The sequence below is a fragment of the Streptomyces sp. TSRI0281 genome (assembly GCF_001905125.1).
In the GTDB taxonomy this organism is placed as follows: Bacteria; Actinomycetota; Actinomycetes; order Streptomycetales; family Streptomycetaceae; genus Streptomyces.
Map to the genome: position 1 here is coordinate 446,966 of NZ_LWLE01000035.1, position 16,001 is coordinate 462,966.

Genomic DNA, 16,001 nt, shown 5'->3' on the forward strand with positions numbered 1-16,001 from the left:
GCGAGGAGGCAACAGGCGATGCGCGTGGGAACGTTCGTACTGGCAGCACAGTTTCCGGGGCAGGGGCAGGGGGAAGCCCTGCACCGGGCGGTCCGGTCCGCCGAGGTGGCGGAGGAGTCCGGACTCGATTCCGTCTGGCTGGCAGAGCATCACTTCGTGCCGTACGGGGTCTGCCCGTCCGCCGTCACCCTGGCCGCGCTGCTGCTCGGCCGCACCCGCAGAATCCGCGTCGGTACGGCGGTGAGCGTGCTGCCCAACCACCACCCGGTGGCGCTCGGCGAGCAGGCGGCACTGCTGCACCTCACCAGCGGCGGACGGTTCTCCCTCGGGGTGGGCCGGGGCGGTCCGTGGGTGGACCTGGAGGTGTTCGGGGGCGGCCTCGACGCGTACGAGAAGGGGTTCCCGGAATCGCTGGAGCTGCTCCTCGACTGGCTGCGCGCACCACGGGTGGCGGGGCGCGGCGAACGGTTCGGTTTCCGTGAGGTGGCGGTGGTGCCGCGCGCCGACGAGCTGCTGACCGACGCCCCCGCGGGCCCGCAGGGGCCCGAGGTGGTTGTCGCCTGCACCTCGCCGAACAGTGTGAGGCTGGCCGGGGGCAAGGCGTTGCCGATGCTGCTGGGCATGCACTGCGGCGACGAGGAGAAGGCCGGGATGGTCCGGCTGTGGCGCACGGCGGCGCGGGAGGCGGGTCATCCGCCGGAGGTCGTGGCAGGGGCCGGACATGTCTCCGCGGGGGTGGCCCAGATCGCGGACGATCCCGCCGATGCCACCGAGACGCTGGTGAAGGCCATGCCCGGCTGGCTGCGCCAGGGGCTCGGCGCCCATGTGACGGTCGACAACAGGCACCGGGTGATGCGGGACCCCGTCGCGTACACGGAACTGCTGTGCGGGCTGCATCCGGTGGGTCCGCCCCGGCTGGCGGCGGACCGCCTCGTGGCGACGGCCGAACGGACCGGCATCACGCGCTTCGCGCTTCTCGTGGAGGGATCGGGCGACCTCGCGGCGACCGAGGAGAACGTGCGTCGGCTGGGTGCCGAGGTACTGCCGCTCCTGAAGTGACCGCAGCGCGCCGACGGTGTTGGATGGTGCCGGTGGTCCGGATGGTGCGGGTGGTCCAGGTGGTGCCGGTGGTCCGGATGGTGCAGGTGGCGCCGGCGGAGTGTTCGGTGCTGGTGGTGCCCTGTGATCCTGGTGGTTCCGGTAGTCCTGGTGGTGCTGGTGGTACGGGAGCTGCCGCCCCGGAGCCAGTTGCACCTCCCGCGGCCGGGACGGCAGCAGAAGCGTTCAGCAGTCCCGTAGTTCGGGCGACTGGTTGAGCAACTGACCCCTCACCGAGGTGAATTTGGCCAGTCGCTCGTCGACCGAGGCATCCAGCGGGAACACCGCGACACGGTGGCAGTTCTGGAATGCCAGACGCACCCCGAAATGCCGCTGCAGCGCGCCGCGGATCGCATCGCTCGCGAGCGCACGCAGCAGCTGACCACGTGCCTGCTCGTCCGGCGGCGGCGTCTGGTTGTCGGCGAACTGTCCGCCGTCGACCTTCAGCTGGGCCACCAGAGAGCTGATCATCTCCCATGCGTAGGGCAGGGAGGTCCGGACGCAGTCGACGAAGTCGGCTTCATCGACCTCGCCTCGCTCGGCCTGTTCCAACAGCGCCGGTGAGACGTCGAGCGACATGGGTTCTCCTCTCGCGACCCCGGCCGGCGGCCGGGGCCTTACGGGCATGGAAGGAGGACGGCGACGCAGCGTACACGGACGGCGACCTCCTGCTTCCACGGTAAGGGTGCAGTCCGGGCCGCACCAGGAGATTGGGAACACAACCGGCCACCTGATGAAGGGGCGCAAAGAGGGGCAAGTTCGCGGGCCGCTGTCAAGAGTGCCTTCGGGTGCGAAGGCGGTGAATCGCGTGGAACCCCGGTAGTCGAGTAGCGTGCCGACCATGCGTCTCGTCATCGCCCGTTGCTCCGTCGACTATGCGGGCCGGCTCACAGCCCACCTCCCCTCCGCCCCTCGTCTGATCCTGGTGAAGGCGGACGGCAGCGTGTCGATCCACGCCGACGACCGGGCGTACAAACCCCTCAACTGGATGTCCCCGCCGTGCACCCTGAAGGAGGGCGCCGACGACAGCGAAGGCGTCTGGACCGTGGTGAACAAGGCGGGCGAGAAACTGATCATCACGATGGAGGAAATCCTCCATGACTCGTCCCACGAGCTGGGCGTCGACCCGGGTCTCATCAAGGACGGCGTGGAGGCACACCTCCAGGAACTGCTCGCCGACCGGATCGAGATCCTCGGCGAGGGGCACACCCTGATCCGCCGCGAGTACCCCACCGCGATCGGCCCCGTGGACATCCTGTGCCGGGACGCGGACGGGGCGACGGTGGCCGTGGAGCTCAAGCGCCGCGGTGACATCGACGGCGTGGAACAGCTGACCAGGTACCTGGAGCTGCTGAACCGCGATCCCCATCTCGCACCGGTGAGGGGCGTCTTCGCCGCCCAGGAGATCAAGCCGCAGGCCCGCGTCCTGGCGACGGACCGCGGGATCGGCTGTGTGGTCCTGGACTACGACGCGATGCGCGGCATCGAGGACGACAAGCTGCGCCTGTTCTGATCCCTGCCCCTCGTCCTTCGCCGGACCGGCCGTTCCCACGGCCGGTCCGGCGTCGGCGTTCCCGGGGGCGTTCTGGGACCCGTACGGGCTAAGGGCTGTCCCGTAATCCCTGGTGGATCAGCGCGCGGCGTCGGATGCGGTGCATCGCAAGGCGGAGGGACGTCCGCATACTGGGTGTATTCGGGCGTTCCGACAACGCCGCGAGGTGCCGTAGCTGTCGTCGTGCGCCCGCCAGGGATTTCGGGACAGCCCTTAGGACGGGATGCCCTGGACCGTGTCCGGGGCGCTGCTCGTGGCCGCCGGGCCGCTCGCCGACATGGAGGTGTCCGGCTCGGTCGACGGGTCGGTCGGCTCGTCCGTGGGCGGCGTCGTCGGGGGTGTGGTGGGAGGCGTGGTCGGCGGGGTCGTGGGCGGCGTCGTCGGGGGCTTGGTCGGCCGGTCCGTCGGCTTCCCCGTCGAGGACGGGCCGGACGAGGAGGGTTCGGTCGGCAGCCCGCTGGTCGGCTCGCCGGTGGACGGGGTCCCGTCCGGTCCGGAGGTCCCCGGCGACGGGGTGCCGCTGCCGCTCGGGGTGGCCCGATCCGACGGGCCCGGGGACAGGGAACCGCTGCCGGCGGGCGCACCGCCGCCGGACGCGGAGCCGTCCGTCGGCTCGTCCGCGGGGAACCCGTCCTCGCTGTCCCCGTCGTCGGCCGACTGCTCGGTGGTGACCTTCTGGCCCTCCGGTGTATCGCCGCCGGACGTCGCGCCGAGCGTCACCACGGTGCCGAGCACGGCGACCAGCAGGACCCCCGCACCGACCGCGACCAGGTTGCGCCGCGCGCCGCCCAGGGCCCGGCGACGCAGCGACCGGGCGGATCCGGTGCCTTGCGGGGACACCTCGGCCTGCCGGGAGACCAGGGTCGCGGGCTCCTCGGTCCGCTGCGGGAACAGCGGCAGCACGGGAATTCCGCCGTGCGGTGTGGCCGCCTCCTCCTGACGTGCGGCGGGCACCTCCTCGCCCACAGCGGTCCCGGCCACCGGCGCGAGGCCGCCGGAGCGGTCGGCGACCAGTGCCAGCGCGCGGCGTCCGGCCACCGCACCGGACTTGTCGGCCAGCGCGCCGCGCATACCGATCGACGTCTCCAGTTCGGCCCTGGCCCGGTCCAGATTTCCGGTGCAGAGCGCCAGGACACCCAACTCGTGGTGGAAGTAAGCCTCTTCGGCGACCTCACCGGCGATCCTGGCGGCCTCCTGGCCGATCCTGAGGACCCTCTCCCAGGCACCCCAGTGCATCCCCGCCGCGAAGGCGGGAGCGGCGCTGCGGGCCAGCAGGACGGCGGCGCTGGCCTGTCCGGCCTCGTCGCCCGGTACCAGCCGGGCCATCGCGGCGATGACGGCGTCGGCCTCGGCGGCGGCCCGCTCGGGGGTGACCGAGGGGTGGCCCGCCCACCAGGCGTAGTGCTGGGCGGCGCTGCGGGCGTGGGCGGCGGCGTCCTCGCCGTAACCGCCCGCCTCCAACTGGGCGAGGACTCCGGCGGCCAGCCGGAAGCGGGGTCCGGCCGGGGAGAGCAGACCGCACCCGGCGAGTTCACCGAGCGCGGCGTCGGCGTGGGTGTCCCCCACGAGCGCCGGCAGGTGCGCCTGGTGCGGCACCTCGCCGCCGAGCGCGACGGCGATGCGCAGGGTGTCCCGGGCCGCCCGGGACAGCCCGGAGGCCAGCAGGGCGGCGGGCGCCGCGCCCTCACCGAGGCTCGGCAGATCCGGGGAGGGGGACGCCGCCGTGAGGGGCAGCGGAGACGCGTCGCCCGGTCGTGGCTCGAAGGAGCCGTACGTCTCGGGGCCGGTGCGCGCGTGGTCGCGCCGCCGCAGCAGGGCGCCCGCCTGGACGAAGCGCAGCGGCAGCCCCTCGGACTCGAACCAGAGGTCGCCCGCCCAGTTCGCCTCCTCGTCGGTGAGCGGGCGTTCGACGACCCGTTCCAGGAGTTCCAGGGAGGCGCCCCGGCCGAGCCCGGCGAGGAAGACCTCTTCGAGGTGCGCGTCGTCGGTGGGCGCCGTCACATCCGGGGTGGTACCGAAAAGAAAGGCGCACTCGGGGGTGGCGTCGAGCAGTTCATCCAGCGCGGCACCCCCGAATTCCAGGTCGTCCACGACGACGACGGCGCCGATGCCGCGGAGCAGTCCGAGCAGTTCCGCACGGTCGGGGCGGTGCAGCGGGGCCAGGTGGACCGCGTCGAAGAGTCCGTACAGCAGGTCCGTGATGGTGCGCTTGTGGCCGCTGAGGCGTACGACGCCGTCGGGGGCCAGGTCCGCGCAGTCGGCGGCGACGGCGCTCAGCAGGGCCGTACGACCGGATCCGGCCGGACCGGTGAGCCGTACGGAGCGGCCGCGGGCCAGCAGGCGTACCAGCCGCTCGCGCTCCTCCTGGCGCTCCAGGAGGGGCAGCTGCGGACCGGGCGGGCCCGGCGGGACGGGCGGTGCGGTGGCGCGCTCGCGGCCGGTGCGCTGGGCGGCGGTGCGCCGGACGGGCGCGGCGGGGTGTTCGCCGGGCGGGCAGGGTTCGACCTCGCTGCCGTCGACCGGGTTGACCGTGAGCAGCAGGTCGCCCGACACGAGCTGGACCATGCGGGCCTGCTGCGGTGCGTGCCGGCCGAAGTCGGGGGTCATCGGTTCGGGTGACTGCCGTCGCTGTCCGGTGTCTTCCCCCTGGCGCTCGCGGTCATGCCCGTACTCTTCCGGTCCCCGGTGTGTCGGGTCCATCGCCAAGTCCCCCAGACGCGTCGCGCTCGGTTGCCCCTCCCGGCCTCATACGCCCCGCTGTCGCTGCTGGTCCGGTGTCCGCCCATGGGTTCCGTGTATCGGCGGACGGCCGAACCCTAGACCTTCGCACAGTATCCACGAACCGGCGGGGTGCCGCGCCGCCCCGGACGTCACCTTCCGTCAGCGATTGTGCGACTTCTGCCGTGGGGTACCTCTACACACGCGGCAGGGAGTCTGCGGCGATTCCACCCTCGATGGCCAGAATGCGATGCAGTCTGGTGGCCACCAGCAGCCGCTGCATCTGCGGCGGTACGCCGCGCAGCACCAGGCGTCGCCCGGCCCGGCCGGCCCGGCGGTGCGCGCCCATGATGACGCCGAGTCCGGTGGCGTCCCAGGAATCCAGCTCGGTCAGGTCCAGCACCAGATCACCGACTCCGTCGTCGACGGCCGAATGCAGGACGGTACGGGCGTCCGCCGCGCTTCGGACATCGAGGCGGCCCCCGACGACCAGCTCGGCGTGGTCGCCCCTGATATGCATATGCGCTCCCCGGGATTGCCTCGTAGCAAGGTCCGTCTGTCTGTCCTGTCTCTGCCACAACTGACTGCCGCAACGACAGAGAAGTTGCCGTCTGTGAGCGAACCGATACCGAATTCACCCCCTGGGGTGACAACAGTCCGCTGAGATCCGACCGCGGCCGGGGGGTGAGCCCCGGCGCCCCCCGGCCCCGGCTGACGGCGGATCAGGCGGCCGGGGGCGGAGAACGGTCAGTACGTGTAGAAGCCCTGCCCGCTCTTGCGGCCGATGTCACCTGCATCGACCATCCGGCGCATCAGCTCCGGGGCGGCGAACTTCTCGTCCTGCGACTCGGTGTAGATGTTGCCGGTGGCGTGCAGCAGGATGTCGACGCCGGTCAGGTCGGCCGTGGCGAGCGGGCCCATGGCGTGCCCGAAGCCCAGCTTGCAGGCGGTGTCGATGTCCTCGGCGGAGGCGACGCCCGACTCGTACAGTTTGGCGGCCTCCACGACCAGCGCGGAGATCAGCCGGGTGGTGACGAAGCCCGCGACGTCCCGGTTGACGACGATGCAGGTCTTGCCGACGGACTCGGCGAACTCCCTTGCGGTGGCGAGGGTTTCGTCGCTGGTCTTGTAGCCCCGTACCAGTTCGCAGAGCTGCATCATCGGGACCGGCGAGAAGAAGTGCACGCCGACGACACGCTCCGGGCGCTCCGTCACGGCCGCGATCTTGGTGATCGGGATGGCGGAGGTGTTGGAGGCCAGCACGGTGTCCTCGCGGACGACCTTGTCGAGGGTCCGGAAGATCTCGTGCTTGACCTCCAGCTTCTCGAAGACGGCCTCCACGACGACATCCGCGTCGGCGACGGCGTCGAGGTCGGTGGTCGTGGTGATGCGGGCGAGCGCGGCCTCCGCGTCGGCCGCCGTCAGCTTGCCCTTGGAGACGAACCTGTCGTACGAGGCCGTGATGCCGTCGCGGCCGCGGGTCAGCGCCGCGTCGGTCACATCGCGCAGCACGACGTCCCAGCCCGCCTGGGCGGATACCTGCGCGATTCCGGATCCCATGAGTCCGGCCCCGATGACGGCGAGCTTCCTGGCCACGTTCGCACCCCTTGGTTTCTGTTCGCCGCGATGGGCTGATCCCAGCAGTTGTTCACATGCTCTTCGGCGGAGGTTAGTACCCGTGAGGGACCGTGGGGCGGCGAAGAGATGCGCGTCACGTCTCAAATGACGGACATCACACCGGCACACGTCATTCGGTGGCACGCCGTGCGTAGTTGAGGACCTTCTGGCCGAGCATCTCCTCGATCTCGTCCAGGACGACCAGGGCGTCGCGGGAGACCTCGACCGCCTTGCGGCCCGCCGTCATCTCCTGGCTGATGTAGCCGACGAGCGCGCCCTCGATCCAGGCGATCTGGCCACCGACGAGCAGCGGCATCGGGTCGTCGGGCGCCGCGCCGGTCTCCTCGCGCAGGGCCTCGACGACGGCCTGGAGGATCTCCTGCTGGAGGTACCAGAGGCGGGCCTTGAGGGTGGGCGCCTCCTCGATGACCCGCATGAAGTCGGCGAAGCCGTCCATCAGTCCGTACTCCGGGGAGACGGCGACGACAGCGGCGCGCAGTTCGCGCAGGACCGCCTCGGCCGCGGACTCCCCCTTGTCGCGGGCGCGGACGAAGCGGGCGACGCGCCGGCTGACGCCCTTCATCCGGTCGAGGAAGAGGTCCTCCTTGGCCGGGAAGTAGTTGTAGACGGTGTTCACGGAGACATCGGCCAGCTCCGCGACCTCGGCGACGGTCACCGTGACGAAGCCGTACTTGAGGAACAGCCCGGTCGCCAGGTCCGAGATGTGCTGCCTGGCCTGGCGCTTCTTGCGTTCCCTGAGTCCCTCAGCCATGGGCTCATCGTAGGGCGAATACGGGAGCAGCACGGAATCCGGACACGTAACTGGAGTCAATGAAAGTTTGGAGTCATTGCAATTTTTAAGTGGATCTGTTTTTGTGGTCGCCATGCCCCTCATCAGTACGGCCGGACTCGCCCAGACCTTCCAGACCCCGAGCGGCCCGGTGGAAGCCGTGCGCTCCATCGACCTGACCGTCCTCCCGGGTGAGATCGTCGGCCTCCTCGGCCCCAACGGCGCGGGCAAGACCACCACCCTGCGCATGCTCACCACCCTGCTCACCCCCACCGGCGGGGCCGCCACGATCGCGGGCCACGACCTGTTCGACGACCCCGGCGGCGTACGCGAGAAGTGCGGATACGTCGCCCAGTCCGGCGGCATCGACCCCCAGCTGACCGTGCGGGAGGAGCTCGTCACCCAGGGGCGGCTCTACCGGCTGGGCAAGGCGGAGGCGATCGCCCGCGCCGGGGAACTGGCCCGCGAACTCGGCCTCGACGAGCTGCTCGACCGCAAGGCGGTCACCCTCTCCGGTGGTCAGCGGCGGCGCCTCGACATCGCGATGGGCCTCACCCACCGCCCCGCCGTCCTCTTCCTCGACGAGCCCACCACCGGCCTCGACCCGGGCAGCCGCGCCGACCTGTGGGACCTGGTGCGGCGGCTGCGCGACGACCACGGCACCGCCGTCGTCCTGACCACCCACTACCTCGACGAGGCCGACGCCCTCGCGGACCGGCTCGTCGTGATCGACCGGGGGACGGTCGTGGCCCAGGGCACGCCGGACCAGCTGAAGGCCGCCCACGCGGGCTCCGCCGCCGCCTCGCTCCAGGAGGCGTTCCTCGCGATCACCGGGCGCACCGCCGCCCCCGCCGAAGCCGCCCCCCTCACCGTTTAGGACCTCTTCGTGCTCTTCCACGACACCGCGCTGATCTTCGGGCGGTATGCCCGGCAGACCCTGCGCTCCCGGTTCCAGATGTTGTTCGGCACCCTGATGCCGCTGCTCTATCTGCTCCTCTTCGGCCCCCTGCTCAGCGGTCTGCCGCTCGGCTCGTCCGGGGACTCCTGGCAGGTCCTCGTACCCGGACTGCTGCTCCAACTCAGCCTGTTCGGTGCCTCGTTCGCCGGTTTCTCGGTCATCATCGAGAAATCGACCGGGGTGGTGGAGCGGATGCGGGCGACGCCGGTGAGCCGGCTCGCCCTGCTGCTCGGGCGGGTCCTGCGTGACGCGCTGCTGTTCATGTTCCAGGCCGTCCTGCTGGTGCTGGCCGCCCTGGTCATGGGGTTGCGGGCGCCGCTGGCGGGAATCCTGATCGGCTTCGCGTTCGTCGGCCTGCTGACCGTCGCGCTCGCCTCGCTCTCGTACGCACTGGCCCTGAAGGTCCGCACCCCGCAGGAGTTCGGGCCCGTCATCAACGCGCTCACCCTGCCGGCCATGCTGCTGTCCGGGCTGATGCTCCCGATCACGCTCGGCCCGGCCTGGCTGGACGTGCTCTCGCACTTCACGCCGTTCCGCTATCCGGTGGACGCGGTGCGGGACGCCTATGTGGGCTCGTACGCCTCGGCACACATGCTGTACGGGGTCCTGGTCTCCGTCGGCTTCGCCGCCCTGGCCGTGACGGTGGGCACACGCGTCTTCCGCAGGGCCGGGGCGTGACACCAGCCCTTAGGCTGGCCGCATGGTCAATCTGACGCGTATCTACACCCGTACCGGCGACCAGGGCACCACCGCCCTCGGCGACATGAGCCGGACCGCCAAGACCGATCTGCGGATCTCGGCCTACGCCGACGCCAACGAGGCCAACGCCGTCATCGGTACGGCCGTGGCGCTCGGGCAGCTGTCCGAGGACGTCGTGAAGGTGCTCGTACGCGTCCAGAACGACCTCTTCGACGTGGGCGCCGACCTCTCGACCCCGGTCGTCGAGGACCCCAAGTACCCGCCGCTGCGCGTCGAGCAGTCCTACATCGACAAGCTGGAGGCGGACTGCGACAGCTTCCTGGAGGAGCTGGAGAAGCTGCGCAGCTTCATCCTCCCCGGCGGTACGCCGGGTGCGGCGCTGCTGCACCAGGCGTGCACGGTGGTGCGCCGCGCCGAGCGGTCCACCTGGGCGGCGCTGGAGGTGCACGGGGACGTGATGAACGCGCTGACGGCGACGTACCTCAACCGCCTCTCCGACCTCCTGTTCATCCTCGCGAGGACCGCGAACAAGGAGGTCGGGGACGTGCTGTGGGTGCCGGGCGGGGAACGCTGACCCCACGCCGGCACCCCGCGCGCCCGGAACGGGAGGCCCCGGGCCGTGTCCGGGACCTCGATGACACGGTCTAGTGGTCGATCCGTTCCCGGTCCCCCGCGCCCTTCGGCTCCGGCTTCGGGAACACCGTGTAGCTCACGGCGATGATCAGGTTGATGCCGATCACCCACAGCATCGTCTGCTGCCAGCCACGCAGCGTACTGATGTCGCCGGCGCCCCCGACGTACCAGATCGCCGCCTGGAGCAGGGCCAGCGCCGTCGCGGCGGCGACGGTCCAGCGGGCGGCGGTACGCCATTCGTGGACGGCCCGCGCCTTGCCGTACTTCGGCGGCTTCACGGGCGGCGGACCGCCGGCGAACCGATGGGCCACGCGTGCGTCGGCCCACTTGATGGTGGAGTGGCCGAGGCCCACCGTGAAGCCGATGTAGACGGCTGCCAGTCCGTGCTTCCAGTCGGGTACGGCGCCGTTCTTCAGGTCGATCGCCGTCACCACCAGCAGCACCACCTCCAGCAGCGGCTCGCACAGCAGGACGGCCGCGCCCAGCCTGGGCTTCTTCGCCAGGTACCGCAACGCGAGTCCCGCGGCGAGCAGCACCCAGAAGGCGACTTCGCAGAGCACGATCAGAGTGACGATCACGGCACTTCTCCTTCCGGTTGCTTCCAGACTCCCGTCCGCGGGGCGCCGATTCGTCGTCGGCAGTGACGAATCACGACTGCATCCTTCGATGTAGCCACGCCTCACCCGTCGTAGGGACGTCGTGCGGGAACCCTGCGTGTTGGATGGAGGGGTGTTCTCCGTAACCCGCCCGCACCGCGACGACGTCATCATCGCGGCCGTCGGGCTCCTCGGCGGTGTGTTCCTGTGGCTGCTCGGTCTGCATACGCAGGCCGGCCGCCCCTTCGATGCCCCCTGGGTCACCCTGGTGCCGCTCACGGTGCTGGCGGGGCTGGAGCTGCTGCGGCGCAGCGCACCGCAGACCGCGCTGGTCATCGGCACACTCGCGCTGGTCTCGGACCAGTTCACCCGGGGAAACCTGGCGAGCGTACTGATGTTCACCGACCTCGTCTACGCGGCCGTGCTGTACGGGACCCCGGCCGCGGCCCGCCGCATCCCGGTGACCTCGTTCCTGATCACGGTCGGGGTCACCATCGGCTTCCTGGCCTGGTTCCGCACGGCCGAGGCGCTGCTGATCGGCATCGTCACCGGCCTGGTCTCGTTCGCACCCGCGATCACCGGGGTCAGCGTGCGCAACCACCGCGACGCGGCGGAGACGGCCCGGCTGCGGGCCGATCAGACGGCGCTGCTGGCCGAGATGGACCGTGCGCAGGCCGTGGTCGCCGAGCGTTCCCGGATGGCGCGCGAGCTGCACGACATGGTCGCCAACCATCTGTCCGCGATCGCCATCCACTCCACCGCCGCCCTCTCCATCGACGACCCGGAGACCTCGCGCGGCGCGCTCGGGGTGATCCGGGAGAACAGCGTCGCCGGGCTGGCCGAGATGCGCCGGCTGATCGGGCTGCTGCGCCAGGGCGGCGCGGACGCGGAGCCGAGCGCGGCGCCGACGCTCAACGGGCTGGACTCGCTCATCGAGCAGACCCGGACGAACGCCGCTTCCAGCGGGCTGACCTGCACACTTGAGGACAACCGCGAGGAGTCGGGGGCGCTGCCCGCGCCGGTCGAGCTGGCCGCGTACCGCATCGTCCAGGAGTCCCTGACCAACGCGCTCAAGCACGCCGCGCCGGGCCCGGTCGTGGTGCGGCTCGAACTGACGGGGAGCGTGCTCGTCGTCGAGGTCACCAGTGTGTTCGGAGACCGGCCGGGGCCGCGGGCGCCGGGGGCGGGGGCCGGGCTCGTGGGCATGCGGGAGCGGGTGGCGCTGCTCGGCGGGAGCATCACGGCGGAGCCCGAACCCGGCGCCGACGGTACGAAGATCTGGCGGGTACGGGCCGAACTGCCCGTCGAGGACGGAGCGGTGAGGGAATGACGATCCGGGTACTGGTCGCGGAGGACCAGTCCGCGGTGCGCGCGGGACTGGTGCTGATCCTGGGCAGCGCGGCGGACATCGAGGTCGTCGGGGAGGCGGGGGACGGCGAGGCGGCCGTGCGGCTCGCCCGGGAACTGCGCCCCGATCTGATCCTGATGGATGTGCAGATGCCACGTCTGGACGGGGTGTCGGCGACGAGGCAGGTGGTGGCCGAGGGGCTGGCCGATGTGCTCGTGCTGACCACGTTCGACCTGGACGAGTACGTCTTCGGGGCGCTGCGCGCGGGGGCTTCGGGCTTTCTGCTGAAGACCACCGACGCACGCGATCTGCTCGAAGCGGTACGCACGGTGGCGCGCGGCGAGGGGCTGATCGCCCCGGCCGTGACCCGTCGGCTGATCGCCGAGTTCGCCGGGAACATCCCCGCGCGCACGGCCGATCCGGCGGAGATCGACGCGCTCACCCGGCGGGAGCGCGAAGTGCTGGGCTGCCTGGGTGAAGGGATGTCGAACGCGGAGATCGCGGTGCGGCTCTCGATGGCGGAGGCGACGGTGAAGACGCACGTCAGCAGGCTGTTGGGGAAGCTGGGGCTGCGCAGCCGGGTACAGGCGGCCGTGCTCGCACAGGAGTTGGGGATCCGGGGGCCGTCCGGCCCCCGATAACTGATCTTTGGTCCAGACCTCTTGACGATTGGTCCAGACCTTCCTAATCTCACCGAACACACTGCGGTGAGTACGCCATGACAAAGCGTGCTCAGGGCGGCGCAGGGTTTGCAGTCCACGGATCACCCCCGTTTGTCGGACCTCACTCGAGGAGCACCGTTGAGCACTGAGACCCCCCAACGCCGGACCAGATTCAGATGGAGCCTCACCCGGAACGGCAGGGCGAAGGCGGTAGCGGGCTTCACCGCCCTGCTGCTCCCCCTCGCCGCGATGGTCGGCCTCGCATCCCCGGCATCGGCAGCCACCTCGGCCACCGCCACCTACCTCAAGAAGTCCGACTGGGGCAGCGGCTTCGAGGGCCAGTGGACGGTGAAGAACACCGGCACCACCGCCCTCTCCTCCTGGACGATCGAGTGGGACTTCCCCGCGGGCACCGCGGCCGGCTCCGCCTGGGACGCCACCGTCACCAGCTCCGGAAACCACTGGACCGCCAAGAACCTCAGCTGGAACGGATCGATCGCCCCGGGCGCCAGCCTCAGCTTCGGCTTCAACGGCACCGGCTCCGGCTCCCCCACCGGCTGCAAGCTGAACGGCGCCTCCTGCGACGGCGGCAGCGTTCCCGGTGACAACGCCCCGTCCGCGCCCGGCACCCCCACCGCGAGCGCCATCACCGACACCTCGGCGAAGCTCGGCTGGAGTGCCGCCACGGACGACAAGGGCATCAAGAACTACGACGTCCTGCGCGACGGCGCCAAGGTCGCCACGGTCACCGGTACGACGTACACCGACACCGCTCTCACCGCGGGCACCGACTACTCGTACACCGTGCAGGCCCGCGACACCGCCGACCAGACCGGCCCGGTCTCCGGCGCCGTCAAGGTCCGCACCACCGGCGGCGGCACGGGCCCCGGCCCCGGCGGTGACAAGGTCAACCTCGGCTACTTCACCAACTGGGGCGTCTACGGGCGCAACTACCACGTCAAGAACCTGGTGACCTCGGGCTCCGCCCAGAAGATCACGCACATCAACTACGCCTTCGGCAACGTCCAGGGCGGCAAGTGCACCATCGGTGACTCCTACGCCGACTACGACAAGGCGTACACCGCCGACCAGTCCGTCGACGGCGTCGCCGACACCTGGGACCAGCCGCTGCGCGGCAACTTCAACCAGCTGCGCAAGCTGAAGGCCAAGTACCCGCACATCAAGGTCCTCTGGTCCTTCGGCGGCTGGACCTGGTCCGGCGGCTTCGGTGCCGCGGCCCAGAACCCGGCCGCGTTCGCCCAGTCCTGCTACGACCTGGTCGAGGACCCCCGCTGGGCCGATGTCTTCGACGGCATCGACATCGACTGGGAGTACCCCAACGCCTGCGGTCTCACCTGTGACACCAGCGGCCCGGCCGCACTGAAGAACCTCGCCTCGGCGCTGCGCACCAAGTTCGGCACGAGCAACCTGGTCACCGCCGCGATCACCGCGGACGGCTCGGACGGCGGCAAGATCGACGCCGCCGACTACGCGGGCGCCGCCCAGTCCATGGACTGGTACAACGTGATGACGTACGACTTCTTCGGCGCCTGGGCGGCCAAGGGCCCGACGGCCCCGCACTCCCCGCTCACCTCCTACGCCGGCATCCCGCAGGCGGGCTTCAACTCCGCCGACGCGATCGCCAAGCTGAAGGCCAAGGGCGTACCGGCCAAGAAGCTGCTCCTCGGCATCGGCTTCTACGGCCGCGGCTGGACCGGCGTCACCCAGGCCGCACCCGGCGGCACGGCGACCGGCGCGGCCCCCGGCACGTACGAAGCGGGCATCGAGGACTACAAGGTCCTGAAGAACACCTGCCCCGCCACCGGCACCGTCGCGGGCACCGCGTACGCCCACTGCGGCACCAACTGGTGGAGCTACGACACCCCGGCCACCATCGGCGCGAAGATGACCTGGGCGAAGAACCAGGGCCTGGGAGGCGCGTTCTTCTGGGAGTTCAGCGGTGACACCGCCAACGGCGAGCTCGTGAGCGCGATGGGCAGCGGTCTCCAGTAATCCCCACGCCGTAGGAACCGCACCACCGGCACCACCCGCACCACCGGTGCCACCCCGAAAGCACCGGGGAGACAGGTCCGCCCCCTGTCTCCCCGGTTTTTCGCGTGTACGCGTACGGGCGCATGACCTTCCGGCCCCACGCGACGGAACGCGCGGACCTCAGGTCATGTACGTCGGGTTGCCCTCAGGTCATCTACGTCGGGTTGCCCTCAGGCTGTGTACGTCGGGGCCCTCAGGCTGTGCACGTCGGGCCCAGGACACGCGTCAAGGCCACAAGCCCCGTTCGCCGGGGCCCGCAGCTCCTGTACGCCGGTTGCCCTCAGGCCACATTCACCCGCTGGCCGGGCGGTGCCGCCTCCAGCCAGGCGAGGAAACCGGTCAGGGCGTCCTCGCTCATCGCCAGCTCCAGGCGCGTCTCACGGTGGAGACAGCCGAGCACGACGGAATCGGAGAGCAGCGCGAGCTCCTCCTCGCCTTCGGGCAGCCGGCGGGAGACCACCTCGATCGACGAGCGCTCCAGGGCACGACGGGGGCGGGGCGCGTAGGAGAAGACCCGGAACCAGTCGACCCGGTCGCCGCTGTAGCGCGCGACGCCGTACACCCAGCCCTTGCCGGAGGGGTCCGGCTCCTCGGACACGTTCCAGCGCAGACTGCAGTCGAAGGTTCCACCGGAACGCTGGATCAGCCGTCGGCGCAGACCGAAGACGAACAGACCCACCACGACCAGCACGACGACCAGACCGCCCACCCACAAAGCGAGGACCATCTCACCGACCTCCTCGCATCGTCGAGTAACGGATACCGAACCGAACCGAACCGAATTGCACCTGCATCGCCTCAGCCGCGACACGGTCTGGATAATTCCAGCTCGGGCCGCGGCTGAGGAAAAAACTTCTTGCGGGGGTGCTAGTGCACCGCCACCGCACGCAGTCGCACATCGGCGCGCCGCTCGGCAGCGGCGTCCGTGTCCGACTTCGCGCGCTCCAGCGCACGCTCGGCGCGCTGGACATCGATCTCGTCCGCCAGCTCGGCGACTTCCGCCAGCAGCGACAGCTTGTTGTCCGCGAACGAGATGAACCCGCCGTGGACAGCGACGACGACGGTCTCGCCGGCGCTCGTACGGATCGTCACCGGGCCCGATTCCAGCACACCGAGAAGCGGCTGGTGACCGGGCATGACGCCGATGTCGCCGGACGTGGTACGCGCGACGACCAGGGTGGCCTCGCCGGACCAGACGCTGCGGTCCGCGGCGACCAGCTCGACATGCAGCTCAGCAGCCAAGGGTGGCTCCTCGGGTCACCACCCGGCCGTCGAGCC

Annotated in this window: 16 protein-coding genes; 8 read left to right on the forward strand and 8 right to left on the reverse strand. The window is 70.7% G+C overall.

Features of this window, described 5'->3' with window-relative positions; all coding sequences use genetic code 11:
- The first annotated feature begins 18 nt into the window (after positions 1-18).
- The gene (locus tag A6A29_RS36580) at positions 19-1,059 is read left to right on the forward strand and encodes an LLM class flavin-dependent oxidoreductase (protein ID WP_073727254.1); all 1,041 of its coding nucleotides are present in this window, start codon (positions 19-21) and stop codon (positions 1,057-1,059) included.
- Positions 1,060-1,284: 225 nt separating this feature from the next.
- On the opposite strand, the gene A6A29_RS36585 is transcribed toward A6A29_RS36580, so the two are convergent.
- Positions 1,285-1,677, reverse strand: a complete 393-nt coding sequence (locus A6A29_RS36585) for an SCO5389 family protein (protein ID WP_014048365.1) — start codon at positions 1,675-1,677, stop codon at positions 1,285-1,287.
- 262 nt (positions 1,678-1,939) lie between these two features.
- Here A6A29_RS36585 and nucS point away from each other — a divergent pair, with 262 nt between their 5' ends.
- A complete protein-coding gene (gene nucS, locus A6A29_RS36590) occupies positions 1,940-2,611 on the forward strand; it encodes an endonuclease NucS (protein ID WP_073727256.1) in 672 nt (223 codons plus the stop codon).
- A 252-nt stretch (positions 2,612-2,863) separates the two neighbouring features.
- Here nucS and A6A29_RS36595 read toward each other — a convergent pair whose 3' ends face one another.
- From A6A29_RS36595 to A6A29_RS36610, 4 genes are all read right to left on the reverse strand, one after another.
- Positions 2,864-5,350 (reverse strand): ATP-binding protein, encoded by a 2,487-nt coding sequence (locus A6A29_RS36595; RefSeq protein WP_073727258.1) that lies wholly within the window; start codon positions 5,348-5,350, stop codon positions 2,864-2,866.
- A gap of 214 nt (positions 5,351-5,564) precedes the next feature.
- Positions 5,565-5,888, reverse strand: a complete 324-nt coding sequence (locus A6A29_RS36600) for an STAS domain-containing protein (RefSeq protein WP_030117666.1) — start codon at positions 5,886-5,888, stop codon at positions 5,565-5,567.
- A gap of 227 nt (positions 5,889-6,115) precedes the next feature.
- Positions 6,116-6,964, reverse strand: a complete 849-nt coding sequence (locus A6A29_RS36605) for a 3-hydroxyacyl-CoA dehydrogenase family protein (protein WP_073727260.1) — start codon at positions 6,962-6,964, stop codon at positions 6,116-6,118.
- A gap of 151 nt (positions 6,965-7,115) precedes the next feature.
- Positions 7,116-7,757, reverse strand: a complete 642-nt coding sequence (locus tag A6A29_RS36610) for a TetR/AcrR family transcriptional regulator (protein ID WP_073727262.1) — start codon at positions 7,755-7,757, stop codon at positions 7,116-7,118.
- A 112-nt stretch (positions 7,758-7,869) separates the two neighbouring features.
- Here A6A29_RS36610 and A6A29_RS36615 point away from each other — a divergent pair, with 112 nt between their 5' ends.
- Genes A6A29_RS36615 through A6A29_RS36625 form a run of 3 tightly spaced genes read left to right on the forward strand, consistent with a single transcriptional unit; the run spans position 7,870 to position 10,006 of the window.
- A complete protein-coding gene (locus A6A29_RS36615) occupies positions 7,870-8,652 on the forward strand; it encodes an ABC transporter ATP-binding protein (RefSeq protein ID WP_073727415.1) in 783 nt (260 codons plus the stop codon).
- Positions 8,653-8,661: 9 nt separating this feature from the next.
- Positions 8,662-9,411, forward strand: coding sequence for an ABC transporter permease (locus tag A6A29_RS36620; RefSeq protein ID WP_073727264.1), 750 nt, complete (start codon positions 8,662-8,664; stop codon positions 9,409-9,411).
- Between the two features lie 22 nt (positions 9,412-9,433).
- Positions 9,434-10,006 (forward strand): cob(I)yrinic acid a,c-diamide adenosyltransferase, encoded by a 573-nt coding sequence (locus A6A29_RS36625; RefSeq protein ID WP_073727266.1) that lies wholly within the window; start codon positions 9,434-9,436, stop codon positions 10,004-10,006.
- A gap of 70 nt (positions 10,007-10,076) precedes the next feature.
- On the opposite strand, the gene A6A29_RS36630 is transcribed toward A6A29_RS36625, so the two are convergent.
- Positions 10,077-10,643, reverse strand: coding sequence for a hypothetical protein (locus A6A29_RS36630; protein ID WP_073727268.1), 567 nt, complete (start codon positions 10,641-10,643; stop codon positions 10,077-10,079).
- A gap of 151 nt (positions 10,644-10,794) precedes the next feature.
- Between A6A29_RS36630 and A6A29_RS36635 the strand changes: the two genes are divergently transcribed.
- From A6A29_RS36635 to A6A29_RS36645, 3 genes are all read left to right on the forward strand, one after another.
- Entirely contained in the window at positions 10,795-11,991 is a 1,197-nt protein-coding gene (locus A6A29_RS36635; RefSeq protein ID WP_073727270.1) for a sensor histidine kinase, read from the forward strand.
- Positions 11,988-12,650, forward strand: a complete 663-nt coding sequence (locus A6A29_RS36640) for a response regulator (RefSeq protein ID WP_073727272.1) — start codon at positions 11,988-11,990, stop codon at positions 12,648-12,650. The genes A6A29_RS36635 and A6A29_RS36640 overlap by 4 nt, the downstream gene beginning before the upstream one ends.
- 159 nt (positions 12,651-12,809) lie before the next feature.
- Positions 12,810-14,684 carry a glycoside hydrolase family 18 chitinase gene (locus tag A6A29_RS36645; RefSeq protein WP_073727274.1) on the forward strand — a complete coding sequence of 625 codons (1,875 nt, stop codon included), beginning with the start codon at positions 12,810-12,812 and terminating at the stop codon, positions 14,682-14,684.
- 319 nt (positions 14,685-15,003) lie between these two features.
- On the opposite strand, the gene A6A29_RS36650 is transcribed toward A6A29_RS36645, so the two are convergent.
- Both A6A29_RS36650 and A6A29_RS36655 read right to left on the reverse strand, forming a co-directional pair.
- The gene (locus A6A29_RS36650) at positions 15,004-15,450 is read right to left on the reverse strand and encodes a DUF2550 domain-containing protein (protein ID WP_073727276.1); all 447 of its coding nucleotides are present in this window, start codon (positions 15,448-15,450) and stop codon (positions 15,004-15,006) included.
- Positions 15,451-15,590: 140 nt separating this feature from the next.
- Positions 15,591-15,965 (reverse strand): F0F1 ATP synthase subunit epsilon, encoded by a 375-nt coding sequence (locus A6A29_RS36655; protein WP_073727278.1) that lies wholly within the window; start codon positions 15,963-15,965, stop codon positions 15,591-15,593.
- Positions 15,966-16,001: the final 36 nt, after the last annotated feature.